This is a genomic window from Pseudomonas rhizoryzae (assembly GCF_005250615.1).
Classification (GTDB): Bacteria; Pseudomonadota; Gammaproteobacteria; order Pseudomonadales; family Pseudomonadaceae; genus Chryseomonas; species Chryseomonas rhizoryzae.
Window position 1 is genome coordinate 19,254 of sequence record NZ_SULM01000019.1, and the last position, 17,176, is coordinate 36,429.

A 17,176-nucleotide genomic window follows, 5' to 3' on the forward strand; every position below is an offset into this window, starting at 1 on the left:
GATGGATGCCAACAAGCAGAAGATCCTCGAACGGGTCGCCAAGTGCTTCGCACTGGCGAAGGACGCCGGTGCCGCGCCGAACGAAGCTGAGATCGCGCTGCGTCAAGCGCGCAAGCTTATGCAGCAGCACAACCTCATGGACGTTGACGTCCAGGCAGTGCTGGCCAGCGAAGCAGTCGTTGCCACCGGCACCCGCAAAGCGCCCGCCCATTGGCTTCACCAGCTCGCACTGGTGTGTGCCCAAGCATTCGATTGCGATCCCCTGGCCTTTCGCGATCAGCGCATGGGCTGGGCTTTCAAGTTCGTCGGTATCGGTGTCGGGCCTGAGATGGCCAGCTACGCCTATTCCGCGCTCCACCAGCAGCTCCTGGCCGCGCGCAAGGTATTCGTCCGCAGCCAAACTCGCTGCAAGCTGGCCACCAAACGCCGTCGTGGCCAGGTCTTCGCCGAAGGCTGGATCGAAGCGGTCAGCGTCAAGGTCCACCAGTTTGCCAAGGGCAAGCCAGATGAGACCCAGCGCGTCATCGACGCCTACCTGGCCGTTCACCATCCGGATCTGACCACCGTAGAGCTTGAGCACCTGGAGGCCAAAGGCCACGACGTGCGAGCGCGCTATCAGGGCTACGAGCTGGGGACTCAAGCTCAGCTCCACCGCGGCGTTGGCCAGCGCGGCGACCAGGTAGCGCTGGGAGGTCGGCCATGAACGCCGTTCAGCTCCTGGAAGCCCCCGACCACGATCACTCCGTGCATGTCTCAGACGCTGAGCGCGTAGCGGCCGGCTTGGTCCCGCCTCACTCTCAAGAGGCCGAACAGGCCGTCTTGGGCGGACTGATGCTCGACAACAGCACCTGGGACCTGATCGCTGACGTGTTGCTGGAGGAGGACTTCTTCTTCCGGCACCACCAGCTCATATTTCGGCGAATTGCCCTGCTCGCCTCTCAGTCGCGGCCCTTCGATGTCGTGACCCTCGCCGAGGTGATGCCCGACGTCGACGAAGTGGGCGGCCTTGCCTATCTGGGGACCTTGGCCAAGGACACCCCCTCGGTGGCCAACATCGTCGCGTACGCGGAGATCGTCGCGCAGCGCGCACATCTGCGCCGGCTGATCTTGCTGGGCTTCGCCAGCAGCCGCGAGGCGTCAGCACCGGGTGCCAATGCCGCCCAAGTGCAGGAGCAGACAGAGCAGCGGCTGTTCGCGCTGGGCCAAGACCGCAAGGGCGCCGAGTTCTGCAACGTCACTGCAACGTTGAGCAAGCTGATCGACACCATCGACGAGCGCTTCAACAACCCTATGCCGGTGACGGGCGTTCCTTCAGGTCTTACCGACCTCGATACCCTCACCTCGGGATGGCAAGACACCGACCTGATCATCGTCGGTGCCCGCCCCGCCATGGGCAAAACCGCGTTCTTGCTCAACTGCATTACCAGGGCGCTCCAGCATGCGCAGAACAAATCGGTGCAGGTCTACAGCCTGGAGATGCCAGCGGAGCAGCTGATGCTCAGGCTAGTGGCGATCATCGGCCGTATCGATGCCACGAAGCTCAAGAGCGGGCAGTTGGAGGATGAGGACTGGCCGAAGCTGACCATGGCCGTCAACACCATCAACAGCTTTGGCGATCGGCTAGTCATCGACGATGAGGCTGGCCTGTCCCCCACGATGCTACGTGCCAGAGCCCGTCGCGCCGCGCGCCGTTTCGGCCCGCCTGCCCTGATCCTGGTCGACTACCTGCAGATGATGCGCTGCGATGGCCAGGAGAACCGCGCCAACGAGATCGCCGAGATCTCTCGCTCGCTCAAGGCGCTGGCCAAAGAGATGAAGTGCCCTGTGATCGCACTCTCTCAGCTCAATCGGGGACTGGAATCTCGGCCGAACAAGCGGCCTGGCCTTGCCGATCTGCGTGAGTCCGGCGCCATCGAGCAGGACGCGGACGTGATCATGTTCCTGTACCGCGACGAGTACTACCACCCGGATACCGAGTTCAAGGGCATCGCTGAGCTGATCGTTGGCAAACACCGCAACGGTGAAGTCGGCACGGTCCGCGCCGCCTTCATCGCCAAGCAGACGCGCTTCGAGAACCTGAGCGCGCAGGCCTGGCAGGAGATGAATGCATGAACCTCCTGACCGATGCCCTCGTGCCCGCTACCGATGAGTCGCAACCCTCTTCCCTGCCCTTCCCCTCGTTCGTTCGCCGGCGGGAGCCGGCAAGGAGCCGCTCGATGAGCCCGCAAGCTATGTTGTCTGGGGTTACTCACCAGTGCCGCAACTGCGGCCATCACCTCTGCCGCCGCCCTCTTACCGCTGATGAAATTCTGGTCTGCAGCGTCTGCCATTCGCTCGACGTGGAGCCCCTGCAGGTAGTCGATCAGCCAGCACCTGGTCCCTTCCACGACACAACCGTCGTCTTCCGCGTCGCCGGCTCCCGCAATGACGCGGCAGGGCTGATCAAGACCCTGGACCTGCTGTTCAAGGACGATGGTCTGGCCGAGATCGTCGCCATCGAATCGGGCAACCAGCTCCAGCAACGGGCGGGAGGCCAATGACATGCTCCCCTATCACACCCCTGAACAGGATCTCCCCTCTCATAACGGTCGCGAACGTGACCGGCAAAGGCTGAGTGCAGCGCTGAACGACTTCCTAGCCAATGGTGGCCAGGTCGTCGAAGTGAAGCCGACCGAGCGCGCTGCCAGCGGCCCGAGCTTTATCATCAGCGCGCAGCGCGAGGAGTTGCGCCACTTGGCCGAGGCCAAGCCGGCAACCGAAGTTTCCGACGAGGACCTGGTGCGGCTCCTTCGAGCCCGCGCCTTGCTCGGGGATACCCTGCGTACCGCGTCCAAGCGCCTACAGCAGCCCCTAGAGCGTTGCCATGCCCTAGCCCGGGCGCATCGCCTGCCTTTCAAAGTCGGGTACGTGAAAGGGGGTAGCCGCTCATGACGACGCCCGCCCATGCCCTACGCGGTGCCAACAAGAACCTGCAGGACCTGGTGGCGTTCGCCCTGGACGAGGGCTGGATTGTCGCCCGTACCAAGGGCGGCCACGTCAAGTTCTTGAAAGTCGGCTACTGCCCCATTTTCACGTCTTTCACGCCCAGCGATCGCCGCGCCGGCCTCAATGCCCGCGCCCAGCTGCGCCGCGCCCAGCCTATGAATGAATTGGACCAAACCCTATGACTACCGCAGCCAAGCGCAAGCAATCCGTACGGAAATCTGCAACAGAGGATGAGAAGTTCGTCGTCCGCTTTCCCAAGGGACTTCGTCCTCAAATCGCCGAGGCCGCCAAGCAGGCACATCGCTCGATGAACGCCGAGATCATCAGCCGCATGGGCCGCACGCTCGAGCTCGAGGATGAGGTCTTTCGTCTACAGCGCGTTATCGACCAACTGCTGGCCGCCAATGATGAGCCCAGCCGGCCCGCAACTCGTGCTGCTCAGGAGATCCACGCATGAGCAAGCCCAGCAACGAAGCAGTCACTCAGCGCCTGCTGGCCGGCGGCTTTCCCGGATCGAGCGCTCCTGTCGCACGCCTGGCGGATCCCATCAAGGAAACGCCCATGGTCCTGACGTTAGACGAGATGGCGCCTTACGACCACAACCCCAGGACAACCCGGAATCCTCTCTATGATGAGATCAAGGAGTCCATCAGAGCCCGGGGACTGGATCAGCCTCCACCTGTAACCAGGCGCCCGGGTGAAGAGAAATTCATCATTCGTACTGGTGGTAACACGCGTCTGGAAATTCTCAATGATCTTTGGAGGGAGACCAAAGACGAGCGGTACTACCGTGTCCATTGTCTCTTTCGTCCTTGGTCTGACCGCGGTGAGATCGTCTCGCTAACTGGTCATCTGGCTGAGAATGATCTACGCGGTAACCTGATGTTCATTGAGCGTGCTGTGCACCTAGAGGCCATCAAGCAGCATTACCTGATGGAGTCTGGTGGATCTCTTTCCCTCCGAGAGTTTTCCCGCAAACTCAAAGAAGACGGTTACTCCATCTCGCACTCGCATCTTTCCAAAATGCAGGAGGCGGTGCGGATCCTGCTGCCAGCAGTACCTAGTCTCCTCTATTCAGGGTTAGGAAAGCCCCAGATCGAGAAAATTCTTGCGCTTCGTAGTGCGGCCTTGCAAGCCTGGTGCAAGTACAAAGGAACAGAAGACGATTTCTACATCCTTTTTCAGGAGGTGTTGAACAACTTCGATGGCCACACCGACAACTTCGTATTCGAGTCCATCCAGGATGAGCTGATCGGCCAGATCCGTAGGGCTCTCGATGTCGGCTATGAAGAAGTACTTGGGGCGATCCTTGACCATCAAGACAGCAGCCGCCGCTCGCAGCTAGTGGGGATGCAGGTGCCCGATGGCCAGGCTCCGCAGGTTCCTGCTACCAGTGCTATAGCCTCCGCCCCTGGCAATAGCCCCCCGCTCGAACAATCACCTGAAACGCCCAGCAAGCAGAAGCAGGGAGCTGCCTCCCCTTCCACACCACCGCCACTCCCTGAGCGTACGGGTGGCTCAGGCGCAATCGACACCACTCCCCTGCAGCACACTCCGCCGGATCCCGAGCAGCTCTCCGAGGAAGAACGTGCCGCTCGCCTGAACGGCCACATCGTCACGCCCGATGGCATCGGCCAGAAGATAAGGGACGTTCAGCGCCGCATTGCGGCCGAGCACGGCGAGACCCTGCCTGACTTCAACAGTGATGCCCTGCGCGCGATCCCTGTTCAGGCCGGCGGCCTGCATGCCATCTCGGACGTCTGGTACATCGAACGCAACACCGATACCCCAGATGAGTTGCGTAAGGTCCTGCGAGCGCTGGTCTTCGAAATTGCCCAGCTGTGCGACGTTCCTGGTGAGCTGCTCAAGACCACCGATTTCGCACTCGGCTTTACGCTTTCTACCCCTCAGTCAGAGCTGACCGCACGCGGAACAACGTCTTGGCAATTCCTGCAGTCGTTGACCGGCATGTACAGCTACGTGGTGTCACGTGATCCAGACACTGCCGAAGAACTCACGGCAAGCATCGCGGAAGAGAACGCGACCTTTGCCTTGAACCTGGGCCAGTTGCTTCTTGGCGATCCCCTTTTCGATAGCAAGCCAGCCAGCACCGAAGGCCGCATGACCGATGCCGCCGTCGTGAAGCTGTTCCGGGTGATCCGTCTCGCCCGCCGGCTGATCGAACTCGAGGCCGGGCAGTAGCCCGGTCACCTTCTGGACCTGCATTAGGAAGTCGCATATGTCCACGAAGTACAACCCCATGAACCAGGCGCTGATGGATCTGATCCTTCATCACCTGCGCAACGGTCAGGTTCAGCGCTGCCTGGACATTGGCCTGGACGTCGAAGTTTTGAACCTGCTGCGTCAGCCCCAGGCTCACAGCATCCTGAAAAATGCCCCGGCGCGCTGGTGCAAGATCCAGATCGATCTCGACATGGTCAAGAAGCTCCTGGAGAACTGCGAACGCGACGAGCGCGAGACCCGCCTCGTGCATCGCGCCATCCAGCTGGGTGCCACCAACGGCATGATCCGCGAGTTCTTCGGCATGGCCCCCAGCGAGATCAGCGTGGTGCGCCAGCTTCTGAACGTCCCCGGTCGCTCCGGCCGGGTGGCAGGGCTCAACGATACCGATCAGGTCTGGTATCGCTTTCTGGACCTGATGAGCGCTCATGAGGTGGATCACAAGGACGCCATCGCTCTGCTCGACATCTGCATGATGATCACCGAGGAGCTCAACGGCCCGTTCGAGTCCATCAAGGACAAGCACGATCAGATCACCCTTGGCCTCATTTGGAATCTCGTACAGACCTGGCTCAACGAAGGTCTCTACCCGCCCAAAATCACCCGAGCACCGCTCCTTCTGATATCCGATGCGAGGAAGCGGCGAGAACGGCAACTCGGTGAGGAGCAAGCCGTCGACGATGCCCTGCCCCAGGCGCAAGAACAGGATCAGTCCGCTGCCCTCGGGCAAATGAGCTTGATCGAACTGGATTCGGCAGAAGGCGACAATAGGTGAAAACCACTGCTCCACGCGGCTCCCATTTACTCGGTCGCGCCCTGGACGTTGCAGCGTCACACCTGAACGTCCATGTCCAAGCCCAGCGCGACTACAAGCAAAAAACCGGCGAAGACCTACCCAAGGAATTCGCCGGCATCGTTTTCAGCGGCAACCCTCACGAGACCGTTCCTCGCCGACTGCTGCTCGATGATCGTCTCTCGCCCCTTGAACGCAACGCCTGGCAAGTGTTTCGCCTGCTCATGAACGGTGATGGGATCACTGCGTTCCCGACCTACGATCAGCTGCGTCCCTACCTGGGCAACAACCCAGGCCGTCCTGCTTCGCGTGAGACCGTGGCCAAGGCCTTGACCGTACTGCGCCTGACTCGCTGGCTGAGCCTCGGCCGCCGTGTTCGCGACGCGATTACCGGCCAGGTCCAGGGCAATATCTACATTCTGCACGACGAGCCCGTGGCCTACTCCGAGGCCATCCAACTCGATCACGACTTTCTGCCACTCGTGGCTAATGGCCTCGAGCACACCAACACCTCAGTCCGCGAGATCGCCGGCCTGACCTTTGACGAGATGCTGGTCAGCGAGACCCAGGACCTGCCCACTCGCGTGGAGGTGTTCAGAGAGCGCTTTCGCGCCCAGGGGCTTGAAGATCCGGCACGCGCAGCTACGCCACCCGCTGAGTTCGGATTCCGAACTCCGGCCGTGGCAGCTATGAATCACCTGAGTTCGGATTCCGAACTTAGTCAAAAAAGCACGGTTGATCAGGTCTCGAGCCTCAGTTCGGATTCCGAACTCAGTGCAAATCACGGGGTTTCACCCTTAGTTCGGAATCCGAACTCATCTAGTACGTATACGAATACAAATACTGATGTATCTAAAAGCTCTGTACTGCGCGAGCAGGCAGATGTGGACCTTGTGTGGCCGAGTGCCTATCAGCGGATGACCTCGGAGCAGCAGCAGCGGGCGCAACTCGCGATCCTGGCTGTTCACTCTGATATCCGGGCGCCCCTGGTCAAGCAATGGGGCGTTCGCTGCGCCTCGGGCGGGGTAGCGAAGCCCTTTGGCTACCTGATGAAACTCATCCAGAAGGCCCAGACCGGTGACTTCAACGCCGATTGGCAGCCAGCCGCAGTTCAATCAGCCGCTGCAGCCATGCCGAGCCAGGCCCCTTCGGTGCTGACAATTCCAAGATTCGAGCCGGCCGCTGTCCAGCCCAAAGCTGTCAGCGATGCACAAACCGGGAATGAAGTGCTCAAGAGCATCCGGAGGTCGATGGGCCGGGGAGTAGGTGAGCAATGAAGCCACTTATCAACCAACGCCTAGTACGGCTCCGTTGCGTTCGGGACAAGCCTGCCAGCCAGGGTGCCAACTATGAGCGCAGAGCGCTGCTGAATCCCTCTACTGGTTCCACTGGAAACACTGGTCGGCTGAATCACACGGGTGGTTCCACTGGAAACACCGATCGGCTGGATCGTACGGGTGGTTCCACTGGAAACACCTGTCGGCTGGATCGCACGGGTGGTTCCACCGGAAACACTGGTCGGCTGAATCACACGGGTGGTTCCACTGGAAACACCGATCGGCTGGATCGTACGGGTGGTTCCACTGTAAACACCTGTCGGCTGGATCACGCGGGTGGTTTGAATGCTACCAGCACGAATTCACCAATGCTGTCGCAACCTCCTCGCACCCAAATACGGTTTTCCGCTGCCCTTCGGCGCCTGTCTCGGCACCCTGCCCGAGCGTCATCTCACAACCCAAGGAATCCTTCTCATGGCTGATACCTTCCAGCTCAACCTGGGCTCGCTCAGATCGAGCGTCAATCTGACCCTGCATACCCATCACGCCTCCCGCCTCTGGTTCGGTCGGCAGCGCTCTGATAACAAGCCCGGCATGATCGGCCTATCCGGCTTCTCCAACATCATCAACCGCATCTCCGCCGGCGCCGCCAAGGACGATCCCTACTCCGATCTTTTCCTCATCATCATCGAGGACAAGATCGAGGAGTCGGAGCAGCAGCTGACCGCTATAGATGAGCGACTGGACCAGGTCATGGCCATGCTGCCCAAGCAGCTCGACGTGGGGACCAATCTGTCGATCCAGCCGCTCAAGCTGCCGCTGTACCTGAACTCGCCGCTGGCCTTTAAAGGTGTGTATCTGCTCACCCGCTATGACGAGCTGGTTCGCCGGATCCTCCTGGCCGCCCACATCGGCTTGATCGATAACGGTTCCAAGGAGGCCTGGTTGGACGAAGGCGCCGCTGTGCTTCGCCGCCTGTACGGCGTGGGCCAGCGCTACAAGGGCTACAGCGGTGCATCGCGCGACGACATCGCCGCCAACAATGCCCGCGCCACCAACGCCCAGCAGATGTACAGCTTACTGGAAATGCCCAAGGACGTCCTGGAAGGGACCCGCCGTAGCAAGTTCGCCCCGGCGATTCAGCGTCCAGGTGACGCCCCGGCCACTTCCAGCGGCGGAGACGACGGCTTCGATGGCGACTCCGCCGACGAGGAAGAGCATTTGGACGCTATGGCCAGCGCTCACCCCGTCGCCGAGATCAGTGAGGCCTGATCGCTATGGCACTGCAACAGTCCACTCAAGGCGCGAAAACCGCAGACCTGCAACAGGCCGCCTTCCAGCCCCTGCAACAGGATGTCTTCGCGAACCTGCAACACGCTCCCTTCTACAAAGGGCTTTTAAAACCCTTTAAAGGTAAGGGAGCACTGGACCAATTAGCCGAGCAGTGCCGTTCCCTTGAAGCCGACCTGAACACCCTAGCCCAGGAGCGGATTCTCGCCCAGGCCCAGCGCTTCCCCTTCACGCTCCTGCCGATCCGGATGACCCACCAACACACCTCAGCTGGCCCAGTCTTTCTGCGCTGGCAGCAGAGCGGGACACGAAAGATGGGAGTGGGGCTTTGGGCGGACCTGTGCCGCCACGACCTGGTCACCGAAACACTGCTCCAGGACCTGCACGCCATGGAGCTACAGCGCATTGCTTTGAATATGCAGATCAGCCTGGTCCATGCCATCGGCCGCCAGGCCGTGGAGTGCGCCGAGAAGATGGCCCAGGCCGATGCCGTTTACACCGAACAGCTGCAACAGATCATCCAGTCCCGCGGCGAAGACGCCGCATCCCAACAGGAGGCCTGACATGGGCACAGCAGTAGTATGGGAAGGCAACATCGGCTCCGCACCCGAGTACAAGCGGTTCCAGAAGGACAATCAGGATCCGCGGCACCTGCTCCGCCTGAACGTCTATTTCGACAACAACATTCGCCTGCAGGATGGCTCGTACGAGGATCGCGGCGGTTTCTGGGCCAACGTCGAGCTATGGCACCGCGACGCGGAAAGCTATAGCCGGCTGTATCAGAAAGGTATGCGGGTGCTGGTCGACGGCAGGGCGGTGTTGGATACCTGGAAGGATGGCAACGGCGTCGAGCAGGCCGCGATGAAAGTCCAGGCCAACCGGATTGCGTTCCTGCCACAGCGCATCGAGTCCATCACGATGGGCCAGGGTACGGGCCAGGCGCAGTCACGGCCGGTAGCGAACGGCCAATCTCGCGCACCTGGCCCCTCGCCGGCACCGACGTCCGAAGATTTCGACGACCAGATCCCCTACTAACTGGCCCCGAAAAATTTGCCGCCCCAGCGTGAAGCTACCGGAAGACAGGACTCACTCAGCATGGGCCTGTCGCTCCGGGCCGGGCGGTGGCAGAAAAGTCGCGCCAATGCGTGAAGCTGCTGGGAGATCTATCTCGCACCTCGTGTCTCCTCAGCAACCCGCTCAACCTCAGGGTAGTCATGAGCCGCTGCTTAGCGTGAAGCCGCAGGTATCACTCACTCGAATAGCGTGGAACTGCACATGGACAACTCCTACCATTTCAAACGCGCCGTACAGATTGCCAGCTGCGATATGGATGCTATACGGGGCCTGTGTCAGGCAAAAATCAACGAGGTAGCAAAGGTTAGTAGGCTCCGCGCCATAGGTGATGTATCGATGCGCGCCCAGGGCTACATAGACGCGTGCCAGGATTTTCTGGGCCTGCGCGAAGACGATGTAAGGCGGCTGGTCTGGAGCCTGAACGAGTCTCGAATGACTCGACGCGAGCAGTTGGTCGGGGCCTATTTCGGTGATGAAGCTCCAGACGTGACCCATGAGGTTGAAGTCGCGATCGACTGGTGGAACGGTATGGATCAAGCCGAGCAAGAGCACTGGCTGAGTCTGGCCGAATCCACACGCCCGAGGGATGCGCGCCGGGCCTATCTGGCCCACCTGAAGCGAGAGTGCGAACGCATGGGGTTTCCTTCGTAGATCGCGGCTCAGCGTGACTCTGCTGGTGGACTTGGCCTTATCAATCGGGACACTGCCATGGTGAACGAAGCCCAATCTAGAGTGACTTCCGTGGGTGGTCGATCTGGAGCGAACGCCCACCGATCCGCCATGCGTGCTGGTGAAGCAGCAGCTCTAGCCAGAGCCGGTGTTCATACCTGTCCCTACCAGCATCCCGCCTTTCGGTCGTCCTGGCTAAAAGGGTATGCCCAGGCCCAGCAGCAGAGCTTGGATTTCTAGGCCAACCAATTTCCTTCCAGTTAGGGTTTTCCCTTCCGCCGCTGACCGGCTCACCGCGACCCTAGACCTTCCTGATCACTTCTGAAGGTCTTCACCATGTTTATTCGGACCCTCTTCTGGTTGTCCGTCATCACTGTCCTGGCTGTGGCGGGCGCAGCCGTTTACTGGTTGTACGGCTACTTCGCCCTGCGTGAGGCTCAATCCTTCCTCTCTTTCGGGTTCCGTGCACTCGCACTTGGCTGGGGCTGGCTGCTGACCTTCTGGGCGGCCAAGTTCGCACTGGAATTGCTGATTCTCGCCCGGAAGGAGCATCAAGATCATTGCCGCCAAAAGAAAGCCGTCGAGTGGTACGTCGAGGCGCTTGGAGGGGAAATCACCCAGTCCCAGGCGGATTTCATCAACGAGCGGCTGACCTATGGCGATCGCTGGGAAGCGGCGGAAGGATTGCTCAGGGCCTACTACGGCCCGGGCATTGAAACCAGCGACATCAAGCGCCTGGATGACCTCGCGGATCGAGGCTGGCGAGTGACCGGCAAGCTCAAGGTCGACGCTCTCTGCCTGAGCCTTGCGGGCCGGCATCAGATATACACTCCGCTACGCCTACTGCCTCAGTACTCGAAAGCCCCTTTGCCGGCCTCGCCTCCCTCCCCATCGCCGTTGAAGCCCTTCCGGGAGGACGATCCCTGGTACTCGCACGACGTGCTGAAGATGTTTGCCGCGCGCAACACCTTCACCTTATTTCAGCGCCATGGTGGCATCGATCTCGACTGGACGCGTAACGATGGTCAGCGCACTGACCCTATCTCTCGGGAAGACTGCGCGGCCATGCTCAAGGCCATGCAAGCCTGGATCAGGCGAAAGACGTCCGAGGCTGAAGCAGCGGCCCTGGGCACCGACCTTGAGTACGCGCGACACGATATTGCTCTCATCGCCGAGGCGCTGGCCTGCGAGCAGCATCAACACTGTCACAGCGTGATGTGGGAGGCCTCCCAGGATCATGACCGGGAGCGTGACGAGGACGAGCGCCGGGCGGATGAGTATTGCCACCGGCTGTATTCCGGGCCTGCCGATGAGTGAGTACGAAGCAGCGAGCCTTGTGCCTGCAGCGGCCAACACACCAGCCTTCAGCGAGCGGCAACGGGCAGTTGCGCAGACCTGGGCCGAGCACTTCCGTATCGAACCCAAGATCCGGGCTGCTTTCACCGAGAGCTACCTGAGCAACACCCTGCACACACGTTTTTGGAGCGTCGAACTCCCTGCGCGAGCGACGCTCGATCCGGCCGGGCGTGTGGTCACACCCGTGCTTGTACGATTGTCCGGGATGGTGCAATGGTTTGATGGTTTCCAGATCTGGACCTTGGCGCTAAGCAAGCCTGTGGAGCAGGAACTCCAGCAGCTCCTGGGAGGAACACGCCCCCTCCTGGAAGGCCCATCCCCTGCGCAGGCCTTGCTGATCGCAGATCTCGCCCAACGTCGGCGTCACTGCTGCTCCGGTTTGCTTACCGCCTTTTCCAAGGATGCCCGTGAGCTGGTTTTCAAACGGGCCGCCCTGGACCTGGCGCCTTGGGTAAAGCTCGTCACTGGGAACCGCTTCGAGGCGCGCTACTGTCGACCACGCAGCGCGTTCTATGGCAAACATCTCGGGGCCACGCTCAAACGCTTCAATGCGCACCTGGACCCCGAGGTCCTGCGCCTGATCCGTGGCATTCGATGCCCTGATCCACGCCTCTACAACTGGATCTGCGCGCCCGAGGGGCAGCGTGCCTGGCGTCTGCAGGCGGTGCGGGCCCAGCCGGTGCTCCTGCCGCTACTCTTGCTGTGGCCGGACGAATTCACACGCGAGCGTCGAACGGTGCCGCCTTTGCGGCGCGGGCATTGCCCGTGGCTGGAACTCGCGCCCTATGTCCACGACGAATGCGTGTTGCTGCTGCCGCAACTGCTAGGCACCGCCGTGGACCAGGCGCTGCCCTTGCACGAGGTGCTGGCGTGGCTGTTTCAGGTACCGGTTGCGCATCTGCGCTATCTGGGCCGGCAGCGCGTCTACGACACCGGCGGCGCCTTGAGCTTCCTACATCCTGTGGATGGAGAGCGTGGCTTTCGCGTGCTGCTAGGCGCAGCAACCACCGGCAATCGCCGACCCCAGAGCAAGTCGGAGTGGAAGGCCTTTCGTGAGGTGTGGGGTGCCCTGCCTTACGTGAACCAGATGCAACGAGACTTGACCGGCTTCATCAAAGGCGGGCCTGCACGCTGGTCGGATATTGACTGGATCCGCTTATGCGTCCGTGCGCAGGACCTCAGTGAACTGCACCGAGATCTTAGTGGAGGTGATCCCCTCAATGCGCTGCTGGACCGCTTTCAAATCCTGAAATCTCCAGCTGAGATGGCCCGTCTCGCGGATCGCTATCAGGCGCAGCGCCGAACCCTCGTCGCTCAGCATCAACAGGCGATTGAACGTGAAGAGGCGCACCGTCTCCAGTCCTTCCAAAAAAGCGAGGGGTGGCCAGGGCTGCTGGTCGAGTCCGCAACAATCCTGGCGCCCAATGGCTTGGAGATCGTCGAGCTGCTCACGCCACAGGCGCTGGTTCATGAGCACCATGCGCTGTGCCATTGCGTGGACCAATACGACTATGCCGCCTTGAGCGGCGGATGCCGCTTGTTTTCGGTACGCCATGACGGCGTGTCGCTGGCCACGGCCGAGGTCATCCAACCGGGGGCATCCCCGTACGCCTACGACTACGACTACGACTACGAAGAGGACTATGAGGATGAGCGTCCTCGGGCAGACCCGTTGCTCAAGGTTCAACAACTCCGGGGCTATCGCAACGCATCGCTCGCCCCGGAATCCGCGGAGAAACAGGCGTGGGACTGGTTCTGGCAGGAGCTTTTGAAGGGTCGTTGGCCGTTGAGACTCGATTGGCCGCGGCACGTCGAATCACCCGAGTACGAGCGTGCCCGCCTCGCCCTTGAACGCAGTCTGCCGGCCCTGACCCAGTGGCTCGCCCACCAGCTACGCGATGTAGCAGAAGTGCCTTCGCCCTCACGTCTTGATCTGGAGGTTGACCCTGTGGGACTGCAATACGCCTCGGACCTGCATTATCTCAATCGCTTCGCTGATCTGGAGGATCAGACTCGCCCGCTACGCACCTGGTCTGATGTTTTCACACCCGACTCGATACCCTTCGCGCAGCGCATCTACAGCACCTCGCATGACAGCGTGCATCCCAAGCAGATAGTGGGCTATGCCTCACTCGATCACACCGGCATGTCGTGGGAGCGCCTCATGCGCGACGGGCCGAAGATGGTGGAGAACCTGGCCTGGCTGGAACGTAATCCGCGCTACTACTTCGATGGCAGCACACCGGGCGTACCGCCTGATCCGGTGCAACTTGCGACCCTCGATGGCCTTGAGTTCTACGTCACCGGCCAAGGGCTACACCGGGCCTGTATCGCGCGCTACCTGGTCGAGCAGCATCCTGAGGTGCTTTTGCGCAAAGTCAGGGTCACGCGCTACGACCTGCGGCAGGATTTCATCGAGCTGTGCGATCGCTTCAATGCGCGAATGCAGGCGTTGGACACCAAGGTGCTCATTCGCCCCCTTGAGCTGGCCACCCATGAGATGGCCATCCACGGCGGAACGCTGAAGCGCTGCGACCTCGCCTTACTCATCGAGCTGAGCGACTCACGCGATTGGGTCGTAGACGTCCCGACCGCTGAGCGTTTCCTCGCCGAGATCAATTCCGCCTCGTGCCGGCAGCCTGCTGTAGAGCCCAAATTCAGCACACGGATGCTGAACCGGCTCCTGAAAAAGCTTGGACCGCTGGCTATGCTCGGCGGTGTAGGCCGTGGCTAGACCGCTGCTACGAAACACGTCTGGTACGGCGCAGCTTCTGCAGCGCGCCGTATTCGACGGCTACGATTTTGGCCTGAAGATGCCCTATCTCGAAGGGGCCAACCGCCTGCTGACGGGCCGTGGCGGCACCTTCATTCGCCGCGGCGAACATCCGTTGTCTGGATACTGGCGGCTGCCACAGCGACGGCTGCTGGAGGACCTGGACGTGCTCTTTCACCAACTGGGCGAGCTGGCCGACGGTCGTTTTGTCCAGGACTGGCCGGGCTTCAGCCGCAAGATCGCCGACGCCCAGGCCGATGCCCGACGAGACCTCTTCATCTGGGGAATGCGCCTGCGGATCGCGCCGCTGTCCGGTGGCGGCGTGGTGCTCTCCGGCGACTACCACCCGGGCTGCGTCGCCGTGGCCAAGCGCATGCACGGCGCCTTCCTCTCGACCAGCCGCGCCTGGCGAGTGCCTGCCTCCGCCGAGATCCTGCGCAGCAACCTGATCCTGGAGCTGGGGCTGCTCGAGGAGCAGTTCGAGATGCTCGACGTGCTCCAGGAGCTACTGTCCGACGGATCGGTCAGCGCAGCGCGTGACGTCACAGCGATGTCGATCGGAGGACCTCCGCAAGAGCACAATGCGTCCTCTGCAGACGAGGACAGTGCAGCAGATGTTTACCTGGCCGCGGTACCTGACATCGCCAAGACCAGCTGGACGCTGCAGGCCATTGAGGCCGAGCTCAAGCCCTATTCGTTGATGTCCCACCAGCCCGCAGGGATCCGACACCTGCTGCAGCGCACTAGTGCACTGCTGGCCGATGACATGGGGCTGGGCAAGAGTCGCCAGGCGGTGATCGCAGCCGGCATCCAATCCGCCGGCCACCAGATCCTGGTGGTGGTCCTGGCCAGCCTGGTGATCAACTGGGAGCGGGAGATCCTTGCCGTCTATCCGGACGCGCGAATCGCCCGGCAGCGCTATCAGGCTGAGGCCCAGTGGGTGATCGTCAACTACGAGCGCCTGGGAGACTTCGTCGCGCTCGCCGATCAGTTCGCGGTGATGATCATCGACGAGGCGCACCGGTTGAAGGAGCCTACGGCCGCCTGGACGCGCAACGGCTTCGACATCGCCGCCAAGGTGCCCAACCGCTACCTGCTGACCGGGACGCCGGTGCTCAACCGGGAGTCGGAACTCCACACGCTGCTGCGCTTGTCCGGTCACCCCATCGGGCAGTTGCCGCTCAAGGACTTCTGCGAGCGCTTCGCCGGTAGCTCCGAATTCCGCCAGGGGCTGCGCGCCGAGATCAGCGACTGGATGCTACGCCGGCGCAAGGACGTGCTACCCGACCTCAAGGGCAAGCAGCGGCAGACCGTGCCGGTCGTGCTCGATGAGGCACAACAAGTCGAGTACAACGCTATCCGCAACGCCGACCAGCCGATCTTCGCGCGCCTGGGCCGGCTTCGCCAGCTCCTGGAGCGAGTGAAGGTGCCAGTTGTGATTGAGTTGCTGGGTGAGCTGGACCCTGAGGACAAGGTAATCCTCTTCTGCGAATACAAGGAGACTGTCACGACGCTGCAGCAGCTGTGCGAGGCCGCAGGCCTGGGATGCGTCACCCTGGTGGGCACTGACAGCCTCACGAAGCGGCAGAAGGCGATTGATCGCTTCCAGGAGGATTCCGATTGCCGGGTTTTCATCGGCACGACGTCAGCGGCCGGCACCGGCAACAACCTGACCGCAGCCAACTACGTGTTCTTCCTGGGGCTGCCTTGGACGCCAGGCCTGCAGGATCAGGCCGAGGACCGAGCGTACCGTAATGGGCAGCGACGCCTGGTGGTGGTCAAGATTCCGCTGGTGGAGAACAGCATCGACCTGCAGCTCTGGCAGATGCTGCAGGACAAGCGGCGGATCGCCCAGGACCTCATTGAGCCGGACGCAGTCAATAAGGCTCAAGAACGGTTAGCCAGAGACCTATGCCCTTGAGTGATGAGCATAAATCCCAGGCCTTTGTCGCCCGGCTCAAGCGTGAGCTTCCAAACTGCAATTGCTTGATGAGCGGAGTGTGCCCAGACCGTGGTGCGGCTATCTGCGTGATGCCAAAGCATGGCGGTGGGACCCTCACGCTTCAGCTGGATGTCTCGCAGCTGGGCGATGCGGGATATCTGGAGCGGATGCTGAAGGTGATCCTTGATCAAGTAAGGCGCAGTTGAACACCGGCACATCACGACGGTCATTTTATCTGAGTGCTCGCACTCATCTCCTAGAGGTTGGCAAATCTGTAGGCTTCGAACTGAGTTATCCCCTGCCAGGTGCGGGGGATTTTTTTTGCCTACTGATCACCCCTTTCTGTTGCGCAGGCTGATGCTCCAACTGCACGCTGATTAAGTGGCACTTCGCCACGCATCAGGAGCTATTCATGGAAAACAATAACGACAAAACTCTTCAGTCCGTGGACCGCAGCAGCGTCAACCTAAACTCACCAGAGGCGATGACCTATTGGCTCTCTTTCTTTGGTTGCGACCGGGACGATCTGATACAGGCTTGGAAGTTAGTCGGTTCAGGATCGGTGGCAGGCATCCGAGGAACGATCGCTTATCTGGAAGGGCTTAAAGCCCCGCCCGTAAAAGCCCCATCCGTACCGAAAAAACCCAAGCGCAACTACGACGACCCCTCGCCTAGATAACTGGGGCACTTAACCTCTTTCGCTCTAGATACGGTTATCTCCTGCTTTCCAGACAGGTGCCTGGCACCGTGAGCCCCACTACGAAATGGGGCCACAC

At 61.2% G+C, this 17,176-nt stretch carries 18 protein-coding genes; all 18 read left to right on the plus strand.

Features of this window, described 5'->3' with window-relative positions; genetic code table 11:
• Position 1: 1 nt before the first annotated feature.
• Positions 2-703, plus strand: a complete 702-nt coding sequence (locus tag FAZ11_RS22825; RefSeq protein WP_058783989.1) for a DUF2786 domain-containing protein — start codon at positions 2-4, stop codon at positions 701-703.
• Entirely contained in the window at positions 700-2,112 is a 1,413-nt protein-coding gene (gene dnaB / locus FAZ11_RS22830) for a replicative DNA helicase (protein WP_081320997.1), read from the plus strand. Before FAZ11_RS22825 ends, dnaB begins: the two co-directional genes overlap by 4 nt.
• Positions 2,109-2,540, plus strand: a complete 432-nt coding sequence (locus tag FAZ11_RS22835) for an FYVE zinc finger domain-containing protein (protein ID WP_058783988.1) — start codon at positions 2,109-2,111, stop codon at positions 2,538-2,540. The genes dnaB and FAZ11_RS22835 overlap by 4 nt, the downstream gene beginning before the upstream one ends.
• 1 nt (position 2,541) lies before the next feature.
• Positions 2,542-2,931: a hypothetical protein gene (locus tag FAZ11_RS22840; protein ID WP_058783987.1), complete on the plus strand. Its 390-nt coding sequence runs from the start codon at positions 2,542-2,544 to the stop codon at positions 2,929-2,931.
• The gene (locus FAZ11_RS22845; protein ID WP_007160909.1) at positions 2,928-3,167 is read left to right on the plus strand and encodes a hypothetical protein; all 240 of its coding nucleotides are present in this window, start codon (positions 2,928-2,930) and stop codon (positions 3,165-3,167) included. The genes FAZ11_RS22840 and FAZ11_RS22845 overlap by 4 nt, the downstream gene beginning before the upstream one ends.
• On the plus strand, positions 3,164-3,442 hold the full coding sequence (locus FAZ11_RS25245) for an Arc family DNA-binding protein (protein WP_058783986.1): 279 nt from the start codon (positions 3,164-3,166) through the stop codon (positions 3,440-3,442). The genes FAZ11_RS22845 and FAZ11_RS25245 overlap by 4 nt, the downstream gene beginning before the upstream one ends.
• Complete coding sequence (locus tag FAZ11_RS22855) at positions 3,439-5,187, plus strand: ParB family protein (protein WP_058783985.1); 1,749 nt, start codon at positions 3,439-3,441, stop codon at positions 5,185-5,187. Before FAZ11_RS25245 ends, FAZ11_RS22855 begins: the two co-directional genes overlap by 4 nt.
• Positions 5,188-5,245: 58 nt before the next feature.
• On the plus strand, positions 5,246-6,001 hold the full coding sequence (locus tag FAZ11_RS22860; RefSeq protein WP_158295291.1) for an STY4526/YPO1902 family pathogenicity island replication protein: 756 nt from the start codon (positions 5,246-5,248) through the stop codon (positions 5,999-6,001).
• Positions 5,998-7,296: an STY4528 family pathogenicity island replication protein gene (locus tag FAZ11_RS22865; protein WP_058783983.1), complete on the plus strand. Its 1,299-nt coding sequence runs from the start codon at positions 5,998-6,000 to the stop codon at positions 7,294-7,296. Before FAZ11_RS22860 ends, FAZ11_RS22865 begins: the two co-directional genes overlap by 4 nt.
• Before the next feature lie 474 nt (positions 7,297-7,770).
• Positions 7,771-8,568, plus strand: a complete 798-nt coding sequence (locus tag FAZ11_RS22870) for a PFL_4669 family integrating conjugative element protein (protein WP_058783982.1) — start codon at positions 7,771-7,773, stop codon at positions 8,566-8,568.
• 5 nt (positions 8,569-8,573) lie between these two features.
• Positions 8,574-9,149 (plus strand): DUF3158 family protein, encoded by a 576-nt coding sequence (locus FAZ11_RS22875; protein WP_058783981.1) that lies wholly within the window; start codon positions 8,574-8,576, stop codon positions 9,147-9,149.
• Position 9,150: 1 nt separating this feature from the next.
• Complete coding sequence (locus FAZ11_RS22880; RefSeq protein ID WP_058783980.1) at positions 9,151-9,621, plus strand: single-stranded DNA-binding protein; 471 nt, start codon at positions 9,151-9,153, stop codon at positions 9,619-9,621.
• 240 nt (positions 9,622-9,861) lie between these two features.
• The gene (locus tag FAZ11_RS22885; protein ID WP_058783979.1) at positions 9,862-10,311 is read left to right on the plus strand and encodes a hypothetical protein; all 450 of its coding nucleotides are present in this window, start codon (positions 9,862-9,864) and stop codon (positions 10,309-10,311) included.
• 57 nt (positions 10,312-10,368) lie between these two features.
• Positions 10,369-10,569, plus strand: a complete 201-nt coding sequence (locus FAZ11_RS22890) for a CrpP family ICE-associated protein (RefSeq protein WP_081320996.1) — start codon at positions 10,369-10,371, stop codon at positions 10,567-10,569.
• 96 nt (positions 10,570-10,665) lie between these two features.
• Positions 10,666-11,646 carry a hypothetical protein gene (locus FAZ11_RS22895; RefSeq protein WP_058783978.1) on the plus strand — a complete coding sequence of 327 codons (981 nt, stop codon included), beginning with the start codon at positions 10,666-10,668 and terminating at the stop codon, positions 11,644-11,646.
• Positions 11,603-14,419 carry a hypothetical protein gene (locus FAZ11_RS22900; protein ID WP_137279564.1) on the plus strand — a complete coding sequence of 939 codons (2,817 nt, stop codon included), beginning with the start codon at positions 11,603-11,605 and terminating at the stop codon, positions 14,417-14,419. Before FAZ11_RS22895 ends, FAZ11_RS22900 begins: the two co-directional genes overlap by 44 nt.
• A complete protein-coding gene (locus FAZ11_RS22905) occupies positions 14,412-16,379 on the plus strand; it encodes a DEAD/DEAH box helicase (RefSeq protein WP_240043640.1) in 1,968 nt (655 codons plus the stop codon). The genes FAZ11_RS22900 and FAZ11_RS22905 overlap by 8 nt, the downstream gene beginning before the upstream one ends.
• Before the next feature lie 433 nt (positions 16,380-16,812).
• The gene (locus FAZ11_RS22910) at positions 16,813-17,079 is read left to right on the plus strand and encodes a DUF3606 domain-containing protein (RefSeq protein ID WP_137279565.1); all 267 of its coding nucleotides are present in this window, start codon (positions 16,813-16,815) and stop codon (positions 17,077-17,079) included.
• Positions 17,080-17,176: the final 97 nt, after the last annotated feature.